General features: G+C 68.5%; 16 protein-coding genes. 13 read left to right on the top strand and 3 right to left on the bottom strand.

The window, feature by feature from the left end; all coding sequences use genetic code 11:
* Nucleotides 1–153: 153 nt before the first annotated feature.
* From I7X12_RS01665 to I7X12_RS01630, 8 genes are all read left to right on the top strand, one after another.
* Nucleotides 154–2,052, top strand: coding sequence for an ABC transporter substrate-binding protein (locus I7X12_RS01665; protein WP_198062159.1), 1,899 nt, complete (start codon nucleotides 154–156; stop codon nucleotides 2,050–2,052).
* 6 nt (nucleotides 2,053–2,058) lie between these two features.
* Nucleotides 2,059–3,069 (top strand): ABC transporter permease, encoded by a 1,011-nt coding sequence (locus I7X12_RS01660; protein ID WP_198062158.1) that lies wholly within the window; start codon nucleotides 2,059–2,061, stop codon nucleotides 3,067–3,069.
* Nucleotides 3,056–4,294, top strand: a complete 1,239-nt coding sequence (locus I7X12_RS01655) for an ABC transporter permease (protein WP_198062157.1) — start codon at nucleotides 3,056–3,058, stop codon at nucleotides 4,292–4,294. The genes I7X12_RS01660 and I7X12_RS01655 overlap by 14 nt, the downstream gene beginning before the upstream one ends.
* A gap of 1 nt (nucleotide 4,295) precedes the next feature.
* Complete coding sequence (locus I7X12_RS01650) at nucleotides 4,296–6,575, top strand: ABC transporter ATP-binding protein (protein WP_232342978.1); 2,280 nt, start codon at nucleotides 4,296–4,298, stop codon at nucleotides 6,573–6,575.
* A gap of 121 nt (nucleotides 6,576–6,696) precedes the next feature.
* Complete coding sequence (locus I7X12_RS01645) at nucleotides 6,697–6,894, top strand: hypothetical protein (RefSeq protein ID WP_198062156.1); 198 nt, start codon at nucleotides 6,697–6,699, stop codon at nucleotides 6,892–6,894.
* A gap of 85 nt (nucleotides 6,895–6,979) precedes the next feature.
* Nucleotides 6,980–8,038 carry a TrmB family transcriptional regulator gene (locus I7X12_RS01640; protein ID WP_198062155.1) on the top strand — a complete coding sequence of 353 codons (1,059 nt, stop codon included), beginning with the start codon at nucleotides 6,980–6,982 and terminating at the stop codon, nucleotides 8,036–8,038.
* An 87-nt stretch (nucleotides 8,039–8,125) separates the two neighbouring features.
* Nucleotides 8,126–8,398 (top strand): DUF2249 domain-containing protein, encoded by a 273-nt coding sequence (locus tag I7X12_RS01635; protein WP_198062154.1) that lies wholly within the window; start codon nucleotides 8,126–8,128, stop codon nucleotides 8,396–8,398.
* On the top strand, nucleotides 8,395–8,766 hold the full coding sequence (locus I7X12_RS01630; protein ID WP_198062153.1) for a hypothetical protein: 372 nt from the start codon (nucleotides 8,395–8,397) through the stop codon (nucleotides 8,764–8,766). Before I7X12_RS01635 ends, I7X12_RS01630 begins: the two co-directional genes overlap by 4 nt.
* A gap of 69 nt (nucleotides 8,767–8,835) precedes the next feature.
* On the opposite strand, the gene I7X12_RS01625 is transcribed toward I7X12_RS01630, so the two are convergent.
* Together I7X12_RS01625 and I7X12_RS01620 are read right to left on the bottom strand one after the other, a co-directional pair.
* Nucleotides 8,836–9,129, bottom strand: a complete 294-nt coding sequence (locus I7X12_RS01625) for a cupin domain-containing protein (RefSeq protein WP_198062152.1) — start codon at nucleotides 9,127–9,129, stop codon at nucleotides 8,836–8,838.
* On the bottom strand, nucleotides 9,126–9,359 hold the full coding sequence (locus I7X12_RS01620) for a DUF2249 domain-containing protein (protein ID WP_198062151.1): 234 nt from the start codon (nucleotides 9,357–9,359) through the stop codon (nucleotides 9,126–9,128). Before I7X12_RS01620 ends, I7X12_RS01625 begins: the two co-directional genes overlap by 4 nt.
* A gap of 170 nt (nucleotides 9,360–9,529) precedes the next feature.
* Between I7X12_RS01620 and I7X12_RS01615 the strand changes: the two genes are divergently transcribed.
* From I7X12_RS01615 to I7X12_RS01600, 4 genes are all read left to right on the top strand, one after another.
* The gene (locus I7X12_RS01615; protein WP_198062150.1) at nucleotides 9,530–9,988 is read left to right on the top strand and encodes a VOC family protein; all 459 of its coding nucleotides are present in this window, start codon (nucleotides 9,530–9,532) and stop codon (nucleotides 9,986–9,988) included.
* Nucleotides 9,989–10,075: 87 nt separating this feature from the next.
* The gene (locus tag I7X12_RS01610) at nucleotides 10,076–10,777 is read left to right on the top strand and encodes a hypothetical protein (RefSeq protein WP_198062149.1); all 702 of its coding nucleotides are present in this window, start codon (nucleotides 10,076–10,078) and stop codon (nucleotides 10,775–10,777) included.
* 131 nt (nucleotides 10,778–10,908) lie between these two features.
* Nucleotides 10,909–11,904, top strand: a complete 996-nt coding sequence (locus I7X12_RS01605; protein WP_198062148.1) for a DUF4129 domain-containing protein — start codon at nucleotides 10,909–10,911, stop codon at nucleotides 11,902–11,904.
* Nucleotides 11,905–12,539: 635 nt separating this feature from the next.
* Nucleotides 12,540–13,376, top strand: coding sequence for a DUF7537 family lipoprotein (locus I7X12_RS01600; protein ID WP_198062147.1), 837 nt, complete (start codon nucleotides 12,540–12,542; stop codon nucleotides 13,374–13,376).
* Nucleotides 13,377–13,394: 18 nt separating this feature from the next.
* Here I7X12_RS01600 and I7X12_RS01595 read toward each other — a convergent pair whose 3' ends face one another.
* Nucleotides 13,395–14,570, bottom strand: coding sequence for a multicopper oxidase domain-containing protein (locus I7X12_RS01595; RefSeq protein WP_198062146.1), 1,176 nt, complete (start codon nucleotides 14,568–14,570; stop codon nucleotides 13,395–13,397).
* Between the two features lie 239 nt (nucleotides 14,571–14,809).
* Here I7X12_RS01595 and I7X12_RS01590 point away from each other — a divergent pair, with 239 nt between their 5' ends.
* Nucleotides 14,810–15,673 (top strand): universal stress protein, encoded by an 864-nt coding sequence (locus I7X12_RS01590; protein WP_198062145.1) that lies wholly within the window; start codon nucleotides 14,810–14,812, stop codon nucleotides 15,671–15,673.
* The last annotated feature ends 7 nt before the right edge of the window (nucleotides 15,674–15,680 follow it).

The raw sequence follows: 15,680 nt of genomic DNA, 5'->3' as shown, positions 1-15,680 counted from the left end.
TCGCTCGCGTTTCATAGGTGGTGTCCCGAAGTCCGGCGCGGACTCCGATCGTCAAATACTGACTGGAACGACCTACTTAATTCTGACGAGGATGTTGAAGAACAAGTTCAACCAAAGTTTTATTGGGGTGACTATCATGGTCTTGGACGAGCGATGTCTGACAACCAGAACCACGGGTCGAACGGGACGCCCATGTCGCGCCGACGGATGATGCAGCTGCTCGGTGCGACGGGCGTCGCGACGGGCCTCGCGGGCTGTGGTGGACAGTCGGCAGTGGAAACCGAGACGCAAGGTGACGGTGGCACCGGCGACGGCGGCGACGGCGCCGCCGATACGGAGACGGGAACGCCGACGCCGACGGCGACGCCGATTCAGGAGGACAGCGAGTCGCTGGCGACGATCCAGGAGCTGGCGTACGTGACGAACCAGCAGCTCCCGGTCCTGCCGGTCCAGGAGAAGCTGGCCCAGTCGTTCCAGACGACCGACGACTGGTCGGTCCCCTCGAAGGACAGCGACAAGACCCAGCTCTACTGGCCGACGGAGTGGTTGCCCCGCTCGGGCGACTGGACCTCGACCGGCGACGACGACCGACTCACGTTCGCCCAGTGGGCCGTCCCGCAGGACAGCCAGTACAACCCCTGGAACGGCAAGAACTTCGCCGAACCGCGTCGGCTGCTGTTCGACCGGTTCATGAAGTACAACCTGGCGACTCAGGAGTATTCGGGCTACGTCGTCAGCGACCACTCCCTGGATGGGACGACCCTGACACTGAAGGTCCGTGAGGACCAGACCTGGCACAACGGCGACCCCGTCACCGCGACGGACGTGGCCAACCAGATCAAACTCGATATCTACAACGGCGGCAGCCTCGGCAACTTCGTCGCCCCCGACGACGAGGGGGCCGTGTCCGAGCGCGTCGTCGCCAGCGACGAGTCGACCGTCGAGGTCACGCTGACCGAGGCCGTCAACGAGGGTATCCTGCTGGCGTACCTCCAGCCGAAGTACCTCGTCGCCCACGACGGCACCTACGGCGAACACGTCGAGGCCCTCGACTCCGCCGGCTCCGAGGACGCCCGGACACAGGCGCTCTCGGACCTGACGGACGCGACGGTGCCCGAGCCGGTCGGGTGTGGTCCCTTCCAGTTCGAGGACGCCGACACCCAGCGCACCCTGCTGACGAAGTACGACGACCACCCCGACGCGAGCAACGCCAACTACCCCGAGGCCGAGTACCTCTACAAGCCCCAGAACCAGGGCCGGTGGAACTCCCTCATCAACGAGGAGACCGACGGGTCGGCGACGCTGTTCATGCCGTCGAACAAGCTGCGCCAGCTGCCCGACTCGGTGCAGGTCAGCCTCATCCCGCGCCACTGGGGGATGGGTCTCGTGTTCAACTTCGAGCAGTCGCCAGTCGACGACGCGCGCGTCCGCAAGGCCATCGCCCACGTCGTCAACCGCGAGGCCGTCGCCAAGAACTCCGGCGCCGGCACCAACTCGAAGATCGCCTGTACGTACCCGAGTGGCCTGACCGGCGAGTTCAACGGCCAGATCGAGGGCGCCTGGCTCGACGGCGTCGTCGACGAGTTCGACACCTACGGCCGCGGGGGCGCACAGACCGACCAGGCCGCCCAGTTGCTGCGCGACGCCGGCTACGAGAAGAGCGGCGGCACGTGGCAGAAAGACGGTGAGACGCTGACGATCCCGATCAAGGGGCCCTCGGGCTTCTCCGACTGGGTCGCCGGCGCCAACACGATCGTCTCCCAGCTCAAGGACTTCGGCATCGACGCCCGGGCGAACATGCTCGACAGCTCGACGTACTGGGGACAGGACTACGCGAACGGTGACTTCGTCGTCGGGATGCAGGGCTGGGCGTCGTACAACCAGGCCCATCCGTACTTCCACTTCCAGTGGATCTACGACAGCGGCGACGCGACGAACTACTGGAACATGCCGGACGAGTTCCAGACGCCGGTGCTCCACGATCAAGTGCGCTCGGGCGAGACGGTCGCGCCCGTCGACCTGGTCGAAAGTCTCACCACCGCGAGCGAGTAACACGACATGAGCTACGTACTGAAGCGGATCGGCCAATCAATCCTCACCGTCTTCGTGGTGGTGTCGGGTAGCTTCGGCCTCATCCGACTGCTGCCGGGCGGCCCGATGGACTACCTGCGAGCGCAGATGATCCAACAGGGCGGCAGCTCGATGACGATGGCCGAGATCAACCAGCGTATCGCCGCCCAGACCAATATCGCGGTCGAAGAGCCTGTCTACGTCCAGTATTTCGACTACATGACGGCGATCCTGAGCGGGGACTTCGGCCGCTCGATCTGGTTCGAACAGCCCGTCGCGAGCATCATCGGGCCGGCGATCCCGTGGACGGTGTTCCTGACCGCTTCGGCGCTGTTCCTCGCCTTCGTCGTCGGCGTCTCGCTGGGCGCCGTCATGGCCTACAAGGAGGGCTCGACGTTCGACCTCACCAGCACGGGCGTCGGGCTGGTGCTCAACTCGACGCCGGGATACGTCGTCGCGCTGCTGTTCGTCGCCTATCTGGGCTATCGCTACCAGATCTTCCCGACGGGCGGACGGTACAACTCGGCGATCGACCCCGGATTCAGCGCCCCGTTCCTCCTGAGCGTGCTGAAACACGGGGCCTTGCCGATCGCTTCGATGGCCGTCGTCGGCTTCGGCGGCTGGGCGCTGTCGATGCGAGGCAACTCCATCCGCGTTCTCGGTGAGGACTACCTCCGGGTCGCCCGGCTGCGCGGGCTCTCGACCCGGCGGATCGCCCTTCGGTACGTCGCGCGCAACGCCATCCTGCCGATGTACACGGGCCTGATGATCGCCATCGGGACCGTCTTCGGCGGGGCGGTCATCATCGAGAACATCTTCGCGTACCCGGGCGTCGGGTTCTACCTGATCACGGCGATCGAAGCGCGCGATTACCCGCTGATGATGGGCGGGTTCATCCTCATCACCGTCGCGATGGTCATCGGCATCACGATCGCAGACCTGACCTACGGGATGCTCGACCCGCGCGCCAAGGGAGGTGCCTCGCGTGAGTCCTACTAAGGACTCCCCGGCCCGCGACGACCGCGACGAAGACCCAGCGTTCGCCGCCATCGAGGGCGACGACGACGCGATCGACCCCGAGTCGGTCACCGGAGCCGGCGACTCCGGGCCGTCGCGGCCCGCTATCTCGGGTCACGCCCGGAAGGGCCGTGTAGCGGCGGACGACGGAGAGCCCGGCGACGGGTTACGGACCGACGGCGCCGGCGGCTCGGTCTCCGAGTTCGAACAGATGGCCGACGTGTCGCTGTCGGAGACCGAGCGCCGTCGACAGTGGTTCGAGGAGAAGATACTGGCGCCGGCGCGGATCGTCTGGGACGACTGGCGAGCCCGCTTCGGCGTCGTCGTCGTCACGTTCTACCTGCTGATGGGGACGGTCGGACTGCAGCTCGTCGCGGAGCCCTCGCCCAATCAGGGGCCGCTGCTGGTCGGGGCGTTCCGGACGCTGCAGTACCCGCTCGGCACCACGGCGTCGGGCACCGACATCATGTCACAGATCGTCTACTCGACGCCCACGATGCTGATCATGATCACTTCCGGGGCGGTGTTCACCGTCGTCCTCGGGACGGTGACCGGCACGCTCGCCGGCTACAAGGGCGGCCGCACGGACAGCGTCCTGATGACGATCTCCGACGTGATGATGACGATCCCGGGGCTGCCCCTGACCATCGTGCTGGCGACGGCGCTGTCGATCAACGGGAACCCGGTCGTCATCGGGGTCCTCATCACCGTCAACGCCTGGGCGGGCCTCGCACGCGCGATCCGGTCGCAGGTGCTGACGCTGCGGGACGCCGAGTACGTCGAGGCGTCGCGGATCATGGGTATCGGGACGCCGAAGATCATCGCGAGCGATATCATCCCGAACCTGATGCCGTACATCTCGATGAACTTCGTCCGGCAGGCCCGCGCGGTCATCTTCGGGGCCGTCGGGCTGTACTTCCTCGGCGTCCTGCCGTACAACAGCAACAACTGGGGCGTCATGATGAACGCCGCGGTCAACCGCGCGGGGGCGACGTCCTCGCCGGCGGCGTTCCACTGGCTGCTCGTCCCGATGGTGACGATCATCGTCCTCGCGCTCGGGCTGACCCTGCTCGCGCAGGGCGCCGACCGCGTGTTCAACCCGCGCGTGCGGGCCCGCCACGCCAAGACCGTCGAGGACGACGGCGACGAGGAGGGCGACGGTGGCGGCCCCGGCGGCGCCACCAGCGCGGCCACGGGAGGTATCTGACATGGCGAGCACGAGCGACGACACGACCGGCACCGACGGTCCCTCGCGGGGCCGCGACCAGACCGCCGAAGCCACCGACGACCCCATCGTCGAGGTCCGCAACGTCAGCGTCACCTACGACCTGCAGGCCCGCGACGCGATGGTACTCGACGACGTGAGTCTCGACCTGCGTCGCGGGGAGATCCTCGGTTGCGTCGGCGAGTCGGGCTCGGGCAAGTCCATGCTCGCCAACGCGATGATGGACGCCGTCGAAGAGCCCGGGATCACCACTGGCGACGTGCGCTACTACCCCTCGGGCAACGCCGACCCGGTCCACGTCCTCGATCTTTCGGGCGACGATCTCAAGCAGTTCCGCTGGGAGGAGATCTCGATGGTCTTCCAGGGGGCGCTGTCGTCGTTCAATCCCACGATGTCGATCGGCGGGCACTTCGAAGAGACGCTGAAGGCCCACGACTACGACGTCGACGAGGGGATGGAGCGGGCCCACCAGCTCCTGTCGGACCTGTATCTCGACCCCGAGCGAGTCCTGAACTCCTACGCCCACGAACTGTCGGGCGGGATGAGCCAGCGGGCGCTGATCGCGCTGTCGCTGATCCTCGAACCCGACGTGCTCCTGATGGACGAGCCGACGGCCGCGCTCGACCTGCTGATGCAGCGGTCGATCCTCTCGCTGCTCGACGACATCAAGGACAAGTACGAGCTGTCGATCCTGTTCATCACGCACGACCTGCCGCTGGTGGCGGGGCTGGCCGACCGGCTGGCCATCCTCTACGCGTTCGAACTCGCGGAGGTCGGCCCGAGCGAACGGATCGTCCGGGAGTCGAGCCACCCTTACACCAGGGCGCTGCTGAAGGCGGTGCCCAACCTCGACGCGCCCCTCGACACGATGAAACCCATCGAGGGGACGGCGCCGAACCCGGCCCACGTCCCGGACGGCTGTCACTACGCGCCGCGGTGTCCGCTGGCCGACCAGCGTTGCCACGAGGAGAAACCGGAGTGGTACGACGCCGGTCGCGACCAGCGCTCGGCGTGTTTCCACCACGAGCGGGCCGACGAAGCGGTCCCGTTCGACGTGGAAGCGGTTACCGCAGCGGTCGAGGAGACCGCCGCGACGGGCGATGCCGACGACGCGTTTGGCTCCGACAGCGCGACCGCTGGCGACGCGCTCGCCGCGCCCGACGACGAGACGGTCGTCTCGCTGGACGACGTGTCGATCCACTTCGAGGAGGAGCAGGGACTGCTCGACTCGCTGCGGGGCGAGCCGGAGACGGTCCACGCGGTCGACGACGTGAGTATCGACATCCCGGAAAACGACGTGCTCGCGCTGGTCGGCGAGTCCGGCTGCGGGAAGACGACGCTGGGCAAGGCGATCATCGGCGTCCAGCGGCCCACCGATGGCACCGTCGCCTACCGCGGCCAGGACGTCTGGGAGGCCAAAGACCGGGTCGGCGACCCGCACATCGAGTTCGGCGACATCCGGCGGGCGCTGCAGATCATCCACCAGGACCCCGGCGCGTCGCTCAATCCGAACCAGAAGGTCGTCACCTCGCTGGAGGCGCCGCTGAAGCGCTGGGACCCGGATCTGTCGACCGAGGACCGTCGGGCGCGCATCTACGCGCTGCTCGACCGGGTCGGCATGCAACCGCCGGAGGACTACGCCAACCGCTTCCCTCACCAGCTCTCGGGCGGGGAGCAACAGCGCGTCGCGCTCGTGCGCGCGCTGCTGATGAACCCGGACGTGATCCTCGCCGACGAGGCCGTCTCGGCGCTCGACGTGTCCCTGCGAGTGGAGACGATGGACCTCCTGCTCGAACTGCAGGAGCAGTTCGACACGTCGTTCGTCTTCATTTCGCACACGCTGTCGAACGCCCGCTACCTCGCCGAGAAGGCAGACGGCCGAATCGGGATCATGTACCTCGGCGAACTCGTCGAGGTCGGGCCGCCCGAGCAGGTACTGAACGACCCCCAGCACCCCTACACGAAGGTGTTACGCTGGGCGACGGCGAACCTGGACCCGAGCGACCAGGAGATGACGGACCCGCCGGTCCGGTCGATCGACATCCCCGACCCGGTGGACCCACCGACGGGCTGTCGGTTCCACACCCGCTGTCCGGAAGCCCGCGAGGCTTGCGTGAGCGAGGCGCCCGAGCTGGGCGAGACCGAGTCGACGCCGGGCGAGCGCGCTGTCGCGTGCCACCGCGCGGACTCGAACCACCGGTACTGGTCGAGTCAACCGCTCGACGGCGTCGACGCGGCGGAGTCGCCCAACGCCGGGGACTGACGATGACGGTCCCGCCCGCCCGCTACCGGGTCGCTCTGACATGCGGCGGCCCGGTCGGTCGCGGCCGCGGCGGGACCCTGAAGTTCCCCCCGGACGATCACCGTGTACGGAGGACGAGGGTGTGACGACAGTTTGGCGTGCGTTTCTGACCGCGAGCGCCGTGTTGCTGGGGTTCCTGGTCCTGGCGATCCCGTTCGTCGAGCGGGGGACCGGGACGTTCGTGATCTCGGTCGTGAGCTTCGCGATGCTCGCGGTGATATTCGTCGCCTCGGCGGCGTTCATCCGCGCCGACTGGGACCCCTTCGAGGAGCTGTGGTGAGCGGTCGAGCCGGCGGACGACGTGCGGCCGAAGCGAACGTGCAAGAGCAACTACCATACGTGATACCGTTCAACGAGCCGATACCATGACCGACGAGCAGATAGACGACGGGACGCTCAGGGACGAGTTGAACGTGTTCGGTTTCTCGGACACGGAGATCGACACCTACCTGGCGATCCTCGAACAGGGCGAGACGACCGTTCGGACGGTCGCGGAGGCGGCGGACGTGACCCAGCGGGCGGTGTACAACATCGCCGAGCGGCTGCAGGACCGGGGTCTCGTCCGGGTCAACGACCACGCCTCGCCGACGACCATCCGGGCGCTGCCGCCGGAAGAGGCCATCGACGCGCTGTCGAACCGTCTGGAGTCGATCACGCCGACGCTGGAGAATCGATTCAACGAGACCGAGCCGAAGACCCCGGAGATACAGATCATCAAGGCTCGCGAGACGGCGGTCAAGCGGCTCCGGAGGGGGATCTCCGAGGCCGACCACGAGGTGCTCGTGGCGGTCCCGGGTCACTCCTACGAGGACATCGAACCGGAGCTGCGCGACGCGGTCGACCGCGGCGTGCTCGTCTTCCTGCTCGTCGGCGGGATGGCGGACATCGACGCAGACGAGCTGGGCCTCGACGAGACGGCCGCGGTCGTCCGCTCGTGGTCCGAGAGCCTGCCGTTCATGTACGCCGCCGACGACGAGGCGGCGATGATCGGCCACTCGGGAATTCTCTCGGGCACCCACGTCGACAAGGAAGCGGTCACCGTGACGCAGGACAACCTCGCCGGCGCCATCGTCGGACTGTACTTCGGCGCGTACTGGCCCGCGGCGACCGAGGTTCACGTCCGCGAGCCGGGCGACCTCCCACGGACCTTCGACTGGTTTCGCCACTCCGTGCTGGAGGCCGTCCTCCACCGTCGCGAGGGCGCGGAACTGGAGGCCGTCGTCCGGACCGACGAAGGCCCCGAGGTCGCCGGCCGGGTCAGCCAGGTCCGCCAGGCGTTCGTCGAGCCGGCGACAAACGACTACACGCTGGAGACCAGCCTCTACGTGGAGACCGACGCCGGCGAGGTCAGTATCGGCGGGCCCGGGTCGTTCATCGAGGAGTACGAGGGCCAAACGGTGACGCTGCAGCCGGTCGAAGAGTAGCCACACGTTCTCGACCGCTCGCCCGTTTTCGACCGCTCGAACACGTTCGACGCAACCTCTGGAAGCGTCGGCGCCGTAGGTGTGACCATGTCCATCGGACCGAACGTCGAGGCGATCGCCGCCGAGACCGACGCCCCGCCGGAGGCCCCCAGAGAGACGCTCGACGTGCGCGATCTCGGCCCGCCGGAGCCGCTGGCGAACACGCTCGAACGACTGGTCGAACTCGACGACGGGGCGGTGCTCGTCCAGCTGAACGACCGCGCACCGCAGCACCTCTATCCCAGGCTCGACGACCGCGGCTACGAGTACGCCACCGTCGAGCGCGACGGGGTGACCGTCACGACTATCTGGCGGACATGACCGGCGCGCCGTGGACTGGAGGTGGCGAGAGCGCCGACTCCGACGGTGCCGGCGCCGCGGAGCCTCCCGCCGAGCCGGCCGCGGAACCGACCGAATCGGCTGCCGGGACGCCCGATCCCGACGCGGCGCGCGCACGAATCCACGAGTGCGCCGGCCGGGTCCGCGACCGCGAAGTCGAGACGGCGCTGGCGAAACTCGACGCCCGGGGGGACCTCCGGGAACGCGACCGCGAGGTGGTCGAACGGCTCGCCGACCGGCTGGTCACTCGGCTGCTGGCCGCCCCCGATCGGAGCCTCCGGGCGGCGGCCGAGCGCGACGACCACGACCCCGAGCCCGTCGCGACGGCGCTGTCGCTGTTGGGCGAGTGAGCCGTCGTCGCTGTTCGGGACAGAGCACTCTTCGCAGACGCGGCGAGAAAACGAGTCGGAGGGCGTCGCTCAGCCCTCGGCGAGGACGAGGAGGGCGACGCTGTCCTCGCGAGCCCGCGGGGAGATGTCCCGGTCGCCGGAGAAGCGAGCGGCGTCGCCGGCGACGAGGTCGACCGTCTCGTCGCCGAGCGTCACGTCGAGGGCGCCGTCGACGACGTAGCAGACGATCTCCGTCCCGGGGTGCTGGTGAGGCGGGACGCGGTCGCCGGCGTCGAGGGAGAGTCGGACCGTCTTCGGCGCGCCCCCGAAGAGGACGCCGCGGCCGTCGCCCTCACGGTCGGGGAGGTGGACGACCTCGCTCATACCTTCGGGAGGTCGGCGACGAACTCGTCGGACTCGCGCCGCTCGACCGCGTAGTTCTCGGCGTCGAAGTCCTCGACCTCGGCCTGGAACTCGTAGAACAGCGGCTTCGGTTCGTGATCGTTGACGATCCGCAGCGTCTCACCGCTCGCCAGTTCCTCGAACGCCTCGTGGATCGTCGGGTGGCGTTCGGGCGGCGGGACCTCGCGGACGTCGAGCGTGGTCACTGGCATACACCCGAACCTTCGGCCGCGCACCCCCTGCCGATTCCGGCGAACACGTTCGGTCCGCGGGCCGCTCGAACTACCCGCGCGAACGCTGTTCGAGTTTCGTCCAGACCAGATCGAACGGTAGCCCTTCGGGCCCCCTGTGTTGATTTGGCCGGCGGTCCAAACCCGCACACATGAGTGACGACGACGAACGCGCTCGGACGGTGGGGATCAACCACGTCGCGCTGTCGGTGGGTGACGCCGAGGAGGCCCGCGAGTTCTACGCCTCGATCTTCGACTTCGAGGTGCGCGGCCGGACCGACTCGGCGGTGTTTCTCGACGTGGGTGACCAGTTCCTCGCGCTGACCGAGGACGCGACCGCCGGACGGACGACCGACGACCACCGGCACTTCGGGCTGGTCGTCGACGACGCCGACCTCGTCGAAGAGCGGCTGAACGAGGCGGAGGTCGAACGGATCGCCACGGCCGGCCTGGACTTCCGCGACCCGTGGGGCAATCGCATCCAGGTCGTCCAGTACGACGAGGTGCAGTTCACCAAGGCCGACCACGTCCTCGACGGGATGGGGCTCGACCTGGGCAAGAGCGAGTCGGCTCGCGCGGAACTCGCCGAGAAGGGGATGGCACCGGAGTGACGCCCTGGTTCGGTCGAACCAAGTAGCTGTCAAAGACCCGTTTGAGCCACGACAAGACCCTTTTCCGTCCGGGTCGACCGTTCGAACATGGACCGAATCGGCCTGATCACCGCGCTCGTCGCCTTGGCGGCCGTCGGCGGCTGTCTCGCCGCGCCGGGTCCCGGCGGCGACGGTGCGACGCCAACCGCGTCGGCGACGCCGACCGCCACGCCCACGGGGACGCCCGATTCGAGCCCGTCGACAGCCACGCCGACGGCGGCGCCGCCGAACGCGTCGCCGACGCCGAACCCCACGCCGACCGACGGGAACACGGTCGACTACGCGGAGTTGCCGCCGGACTCGCAGGCGGCCTTCGACGACGCCCTCGACGGCCAGATCTCGTTCGTTCCCGACTCGCCCTACGTCGAGGGCAACCACACGACCGAGGCCGCGGGGCCGTTCCGCGACCACGCGTTCGTCCGGAAAGACGGACAGCGCTACCGGATCGCCGTCGCGATGGACGGCCCGCTGTACGCCTCTTACAGCATCTACGCCGACCCCGCCTCGCCGGGTGAGAACGCCTCGGTGACCGCCTACGCGAACCTCTCCGCCGACGTCCGCGAGGAGGTCCGCTGGGCCGTCGAGAACGGGTCGCACGACGTGCCCACGGGCAAGTGGGACTCGCTCCCACAGGAACTCGGGGACACCACCTACGTCCGCTACGACGACGCGACCTACCGGATGAGCTACGCCGTGGGCGACTACTGGGCCGAGCGGATGACCGTCGAACCCGTCGACTCGTCCGGGTAGCATTCCCCCGGTCGATCCCTCCCGCCGTCGGCTCGACTCCGACGGGCCGACGGCGTTACACCGCCTGACTGTCCTGTTAGTCAGTGAGTACGTACGAAAAACATTTACAATCGGTAGCCATTGGCACACCCATGGACGACTACTTCGACAGGACGTCGTTGCGGGTGATCGCGGTCGGCGTGGTGGCGATGGCGGCGATCGCCGTCGGCGCGGCGACGGTAACCTCGGTGGTCGACGTCGGGGCGGCGCCGGTCGACCCCGGCGGCGACAACGGGATCGGTGAGCCGGATCCGCAGCCGGACCCGACCGAGCCGTCGGACCCGAACGAGGGGCCGCCCGACGAGGGGACGCCGGTCGGGACGCCCAGCGAGCCGGGTGAACCGCGAGATCTAAGCCGCTGTGTCCAGCCGCTGACGACGTGGTACGGCGGACTCGCCTACTTCGGCGTGTTCGCGGCGGCGGTCGGCCTGATCAAGCGCCGCTACAGCTTCGGCGCCTCGTTGCTCGGGGTGTACGCGCTCGCGCCGCCGGTACTGTTGTCGTACTTCCTCTCGACGGACTGCCCGACCGTCGGCGGGCGAGGGGTCGGGCCGGGGAACGTCACCGGCGATACCTTCCCCGGCACCGGCGGTGACCCGCTGGTCACGACCCTCCCCGCCGAGGCGGTGCTGGGCGTCTTCGGCGTCGTCCTCGTCGGCACCGCTGCGGCGCTGTACCGCGCGTCGGGCGGCGACACCATCTCGAACATCGAGGAGCGCGACCCCCAGGCCGACGACGCCGACCAGTTCACGCCGCGGGACCTGGCGGCCGCGGCCGGTCGCGCCGCCGACCGGCTGGAGGAGCACAACGCCGACGTGGACAACGAGGTCTACCGCGCCTGGTGGGAGATGACCAGCATGCTCGACGTGTCCGACCCCGACACGGCGACCCCCGGCGAGTTCGCCGACGCCGCCGTCGCCGCCGGCATGGGCGCCGAGGACGTGGCCGAACTCACCAGGTTGTTCGAGGAGGTCCGCTACGGCCAGCGCGACCCGGCCAGCCGCGAGAAGGTCGCGCTGTCGGTGTTCCGCTCCATCGAGCACGCCTACGGTGAGCGAACCGATGATTCTGAGTCCCAGGATCGGTAACGACCGGATGCGCTCCGAATAGCCGAGGAGACCGCCACGCCGGAACCGTTTCGGTCACCGGCTCTCTCGACTGTGTTCGACAGTTCGCAGTGATCACGACTGCACTCGACGGCACGCACCGAAAGCCCTCGCCGCGCTCGCTAGCTGTCGAGTCTACCGTTGGAGACAGCACGCGCCGAAAGCCCTCGCCGCGCTCGCTAGCTGTCGAGTCTACCGTTGGAGACAGCACGCACCGAAACCCCTCGCCGCGCTCGCTAGCTGTCGAGTCTACCGTTGGAGACAGCACGCACCGAAACCCCTCGCCGCGCTCGCGGCCGTTGAGCGGGATATCCGCGCTCTCAGCACCGCCCGCGCGGATAGTGCCCGCTCAGACGACCACGCAAACGCGAGCGCGTCTCGCCCTTTCAGTCCGCCAGGACAGCAACTCCTCGCAACAGCAACCGCCCCGCACAGCACCGGAGACGGCCACGAGCCTCCCCAACCGATTCGCTCGGTCGCTCCGCTCCCTCACTCATCTCTCGCGCGATATCGTCGCGCGCACGAGAGCGCGCTCCAGCGCGCGCCGACCGCACCGCATCTATCTTCCCTCGGTACCTCGCCACACGTCTTTTGCCCGCGGAAGCCGAACCGACCGTATGCGCCGGGCGCTCGTCGCGCTGCTCGTCGTTCTCGCCGGCTGTAGTGCGTTCGCGCCCGGAACGGACCGCCCGACGGTGACGTCGGCGCCGGTGCCGACCGATTCGGGACTGGCGCCGGGCGTCGAACCGAACGGTATGACCGACGCGGCGGCGCTGGCCGGCGCCCACGCGGCCACGCTCGGGAACAGCAGTTACACACTCGTCACGAACCGGACCGTTCGGGCGGCGAACGGGTCGCTCAGGTCGGTGTTGACCGTCCGACTCGCGCTCTCGGCCGGTCCCTCGCGGGACTACCACGCGAGGGTATCGGTCGACGGCCCGGCCGCGCCGCTCGTGACCGGCGAACCACCGGAGCGGGCGGAGTACTGGGCGAACGACGAGGTGTACCTCCGCCGCCGGATCGTCGACGACCGGACGATGTACAGTCGGTACGACGACACCGACGCCTACGTCGGGACCTGGAGCTTCTGGCTCGGCACGGCCGCGCTGGATCTGGGACCCGAGGCGGAGGTCCGGTCGACCCTCGAAGAGTTCGAGACGCGCGTCGCCGACGACTCGCGCGACCGCGACCGCGACCGAGTCCACCTCGTCGGGACGGCCGCCGGGTCCGACGAGTTCGTCGACGATCCGGGCGAGATCGAGCGCGTCGAGAACGCGACGCTGCACGCGTTCGTCGCCGAGTCGGGGTTCGTGCGGTCGTATCACGTCGTCTACGACGCGACGCTCGACGCCGGCGACCGCGTCCGGGTCAGGCGGAGCGTCCGGTTCGAACGGGTCGGAACGACGACGGTCGAGCGCCCGTCGTGGTACGACGAGGCGATGGAACGGGGGTGAGAGCGAGACTGAGAGCGGTCAGCCCTCGTAGCCGGCGTAGTCCATGAGCTGGGAGAAGATGTCCGAATCCATGGCGTCGCGGTAGACGATGGCGCCGACCATGCCGCCGGGGTAGGAGTTGCCGTTCATGGCGTGGAACACCTTGTGGCAGTGCATGAGGTAGATACCGGGGTCGGCGTCGGCCTCGAACTCGACGGTCTTGCGCTCGGCGGGCGCGATGTTGAGCACGTCCTGCTTGTAGCGGGCCGCCTCGGGGACGGTCGAGCCGTCCTTCTCGACGACTTCGAAGCGGTGGTTGTGCGTGTGCATCGGGTGCATCATGTACCCGTTGTTGGCGAAGTGGATGCGGACGGTGTCGCCCTGCTCGACGATGACGGGCGAGCCGTCCTCGGGGTGGAGCGTCCGGGGTGCGGACTTGCCGTTGATCGTGAAGACGTTGGGGTCGCGCTGGCGCGGCGAGTAGGACACGTCCATTCCAGCCATCTGCTTGTTGAGGTCGTTGTCCCACTCCTTCATCGTCATGAACAGTTCCTGGTCGGCCTCCTCGTAGCCCTTCGGGTCGACACGCAGGAAGCCGTACATCCCCATGTCGATGTGGCGGTGGGTCTGGTAGTGGCAGTGATAGAGGTGGGTGCCGGGGACGTTCGCGGGGATCTCGTAGGTGTGTTTCTCGCCCGGCGGGACGGTGATGCCCGTCGTCGTCGGGACGCCGTCGTTCTCCCAGGTCTTGCGCTGGCCGTGGAAGTGGACCGTGTGGGGGCGCTTGCCGTCCGTGTTGTCCAGCGTGACTTCCATGTCCTCGCCCTCGGTCGTCCGGAGGATAGGACCGGGAACGGAGGGTTCGCGGTCGTCGGCCTGGAACGCCCAGACCGCCGGGAGGTCGACCGGGCCGCCCATGGACTCGCCGGGGTGGACCTCGTGGTAGGAGGGGACGCTGGACAGGGTGACCTGGTTGCCCTGTTCGTCGACGTTGACGACCTGTGGCGGGGAGGTCTTCGGGAGGTCCGCGGGGTTGGCGGTCTGTGCGGGCGTGGAACCGGTCCCCGATTCGACCTCGGAGACGGTGACACCGCTCTCTTCGGCGGGGGCGGCCTGACAGCCGGAGAGCGCCACGAAGCCGGTCGTACCGGCGGCGGCTTTGGCGAACTCGCGACGCGACATATCCGTTCCAGGCGCACCGATGTTGTCGGTCATGCTCACTTCGGAGTTGGGAGTGATAGCTTAAATCGCGACACGGGCATTCCCGCGGTCTGAAAACGGCCCCAGCGTCGGGGGTCGACGACATAAACGGCCACCCGAATCCGTTCGCCGGGTAGGTCCGATTGCGAAGACGTTCGGTTCCGGGTCGGCTCTCGGCCGGGTCTCCCGCGACCGCGAGGCACTCGGACCGATCGCAGACAGCGTTTTTGAGGCTGGCCCGTGGAAGTAGAGACATGTACGACGCGATCCTCTTCCCGACGGACGGCAGCGAGGCGGCGGAGACGGCCCTCGAAACCGCCATCGCCGCGGCCGACGCCCACGACGCGACGCTCCACGTGCTGTACGTCGCCGACACGAACCAGCCGAGCCTGTCGAACGTCCAGGGACGAGTGACCGACGTGCTGGAGGGACAGGGTCGCGACATCGTCGAGGACGCAGCGAGCCGCGCCCGAAACGCGGGTGTCGACACGGTCGAGGACGTGGTCCAGGGCGGCCCGTCGCGGACCATCTGCGACTACGTCGACGACCGGGGGATCGACCTGGTGGTGATGGGCACCCGCGGGAGCCGCGACATCGAGCGGATCATCCTCGGGAGCGTCACCGAGCGAGTCGTCCGGAACGGCGGCGCGCCCGTCCTCGTGGTCCCGCCCGAGAGCGACCGCGAGTACCCGCCCGAGTCGGTGCTCGTCGGGAGCGACGGCAGCGACGGTTCCGCAGCGGCCGTCGACGAAGGCCTGGGAATCGCCGACGCCACCGGCGCGACGCTCCACCTGGTGTCGGTCCTCGAATCGAACGTGCTGGGCATCGACCTGGGGTCGTCGCAGATCGACGAGGCTCGCGAGCAGCGCGACGAGGGCCTGTTCGCCCCCGTCAGGGAACGGGCCGACGACCGCGGCGTCGCCGTCGAGACCGCCGTCGAGGAGGGCGACGTGGTCGACCGGCTCAACGAATACGTCGACGCCAACGGTATCGGCCTCGTCGTCGTCGGCACCCACGGCCGGACCGGGATCGACAAGCGCATCCTCGGGAGCGTCACCGAGAACCTGATGCGGTCGGCGTCGGTGCCGGTGCTGTCGGTGCGCGTGTCCGAGGAGTGAGCGGGGC

Source organism: Halosimplex litoreum (genome assembly GCF_016065055.1).
Taxonomy (GTDB): Archaea; Halobacteriota; Halobacteria; order Halobacteriales; family Haloarculaceae; genus Halosimplex; species Halosimplex litoreum.
This window is presented reverse-complemented; position numbering and strand designations above follow the sequence as displayed.

What these genes read in the sequence shown, in the direction of transcription:
- I7X12_RS01665 (WP_198062159.1), top strand. Translation starts at nt 154, where the DNA reads ATGTCTGACAACCAGAACCACGGGTCGAACGGGACGCCCATGTCGCGC.
- I7X12_RS01660 (WP_198062158.1), top strand. Translation starts at nt 2,059, where the DNA reads ATGAGCTACGTACTGAAGCGGATCGGCCAATCAATCCTCACCGTCTTC.
- I7X12_RS01650 (WP_232342978.1), top strand. Translation starts at nt 4,296, where the DNA reads ATGGCGAGCACGAGCGACGACACGACCGGCACCGACGGTCCCTCGCGG.
- I7X12_RS01640 (WP_198062155.1), top strand. Translation starts at nt 6,980, where the DNA reads ATGACCGACGAGCAGATAGACGACGGGACGCTCAGGGACGAGTTGAAC.
- I7X12_RS01635 (WP_198062154.1), top strand. Translation starts at nt 8,126, where the DNA reads ATGTCCATCGGACCGAACGTCGAGGCGATCGCCGCCGAGACCGACGCC.
- I7X12_RS01630 (WP_198062153.1), top strand. Translation starts at nt 8,395, where the DNA reads ATGACCGGCGCGCCGTGGACTGGAGGTGGCGAGAGCGCCGACTCCGAC.
- I7X12_RS01625 (WP_198062152.1), bottom strand. Translation starts at nt 9,129, where the DNA reads ATGAGCGAGGTCGTCCACCTCCCCGACCGTGAGGGCGACGGCCGCGGC.
- I7X12_RS01620 (WP_198062151.1), bottom strand. Translation starts at nt 9,359, where the DNA reads ATGCCAGTGACCACGCTCGACGTCCGCGAGGTCCCGCCGCCCGAACGC.
- I7X12_RS01615 (WP_198062150.1), top strand. Translation starts at nt 9,530, where the DNA reads ATGAGTGACGACGACGAACGCGCTCGGACGGTGGGGATCAACCACGTC.
- I7X12_RS01610 (WP_198062149.1), top strand. Translation starts at nt 10,076, where the DNA reads ATGGACCGAATCGGCCTGATCACCGCGCTCGTCGCCTTGGCGGCCGTC.
- I7X12_RS01605 (WP_198062148.1), top strand. Translation starts at nt 10,909, where the DNA reads ATGGACGACTACTTCGACAGGACGTCGTTGCGGGTGATCGCGGTCGGC.
- I7X12_RS01600 (WP_198062147.1), top strand. Translation starts at nt 12,540, where the DNA reads ATGCGCCGGGCGCTCGTCGCGCTGCTCGTCGTTCTCGCCGGCTGTAGT.
- I7X12_RS01595 (WP_198062146.1), bottom strand. Translation starts at nt 14,570, where the DNA reads ATGACCGACAACATCGGTGCGCCTGGAACGGATATGTCGCGTCGCGAG.
- I7X12_RS01590 (WP_198062145.1), top strand. Translation starts at nt 14,810, where the DNA reads ATGTACGACGCGATCCTCTTCCCGACGGACGGCAGCGAGGCGGCGGAG.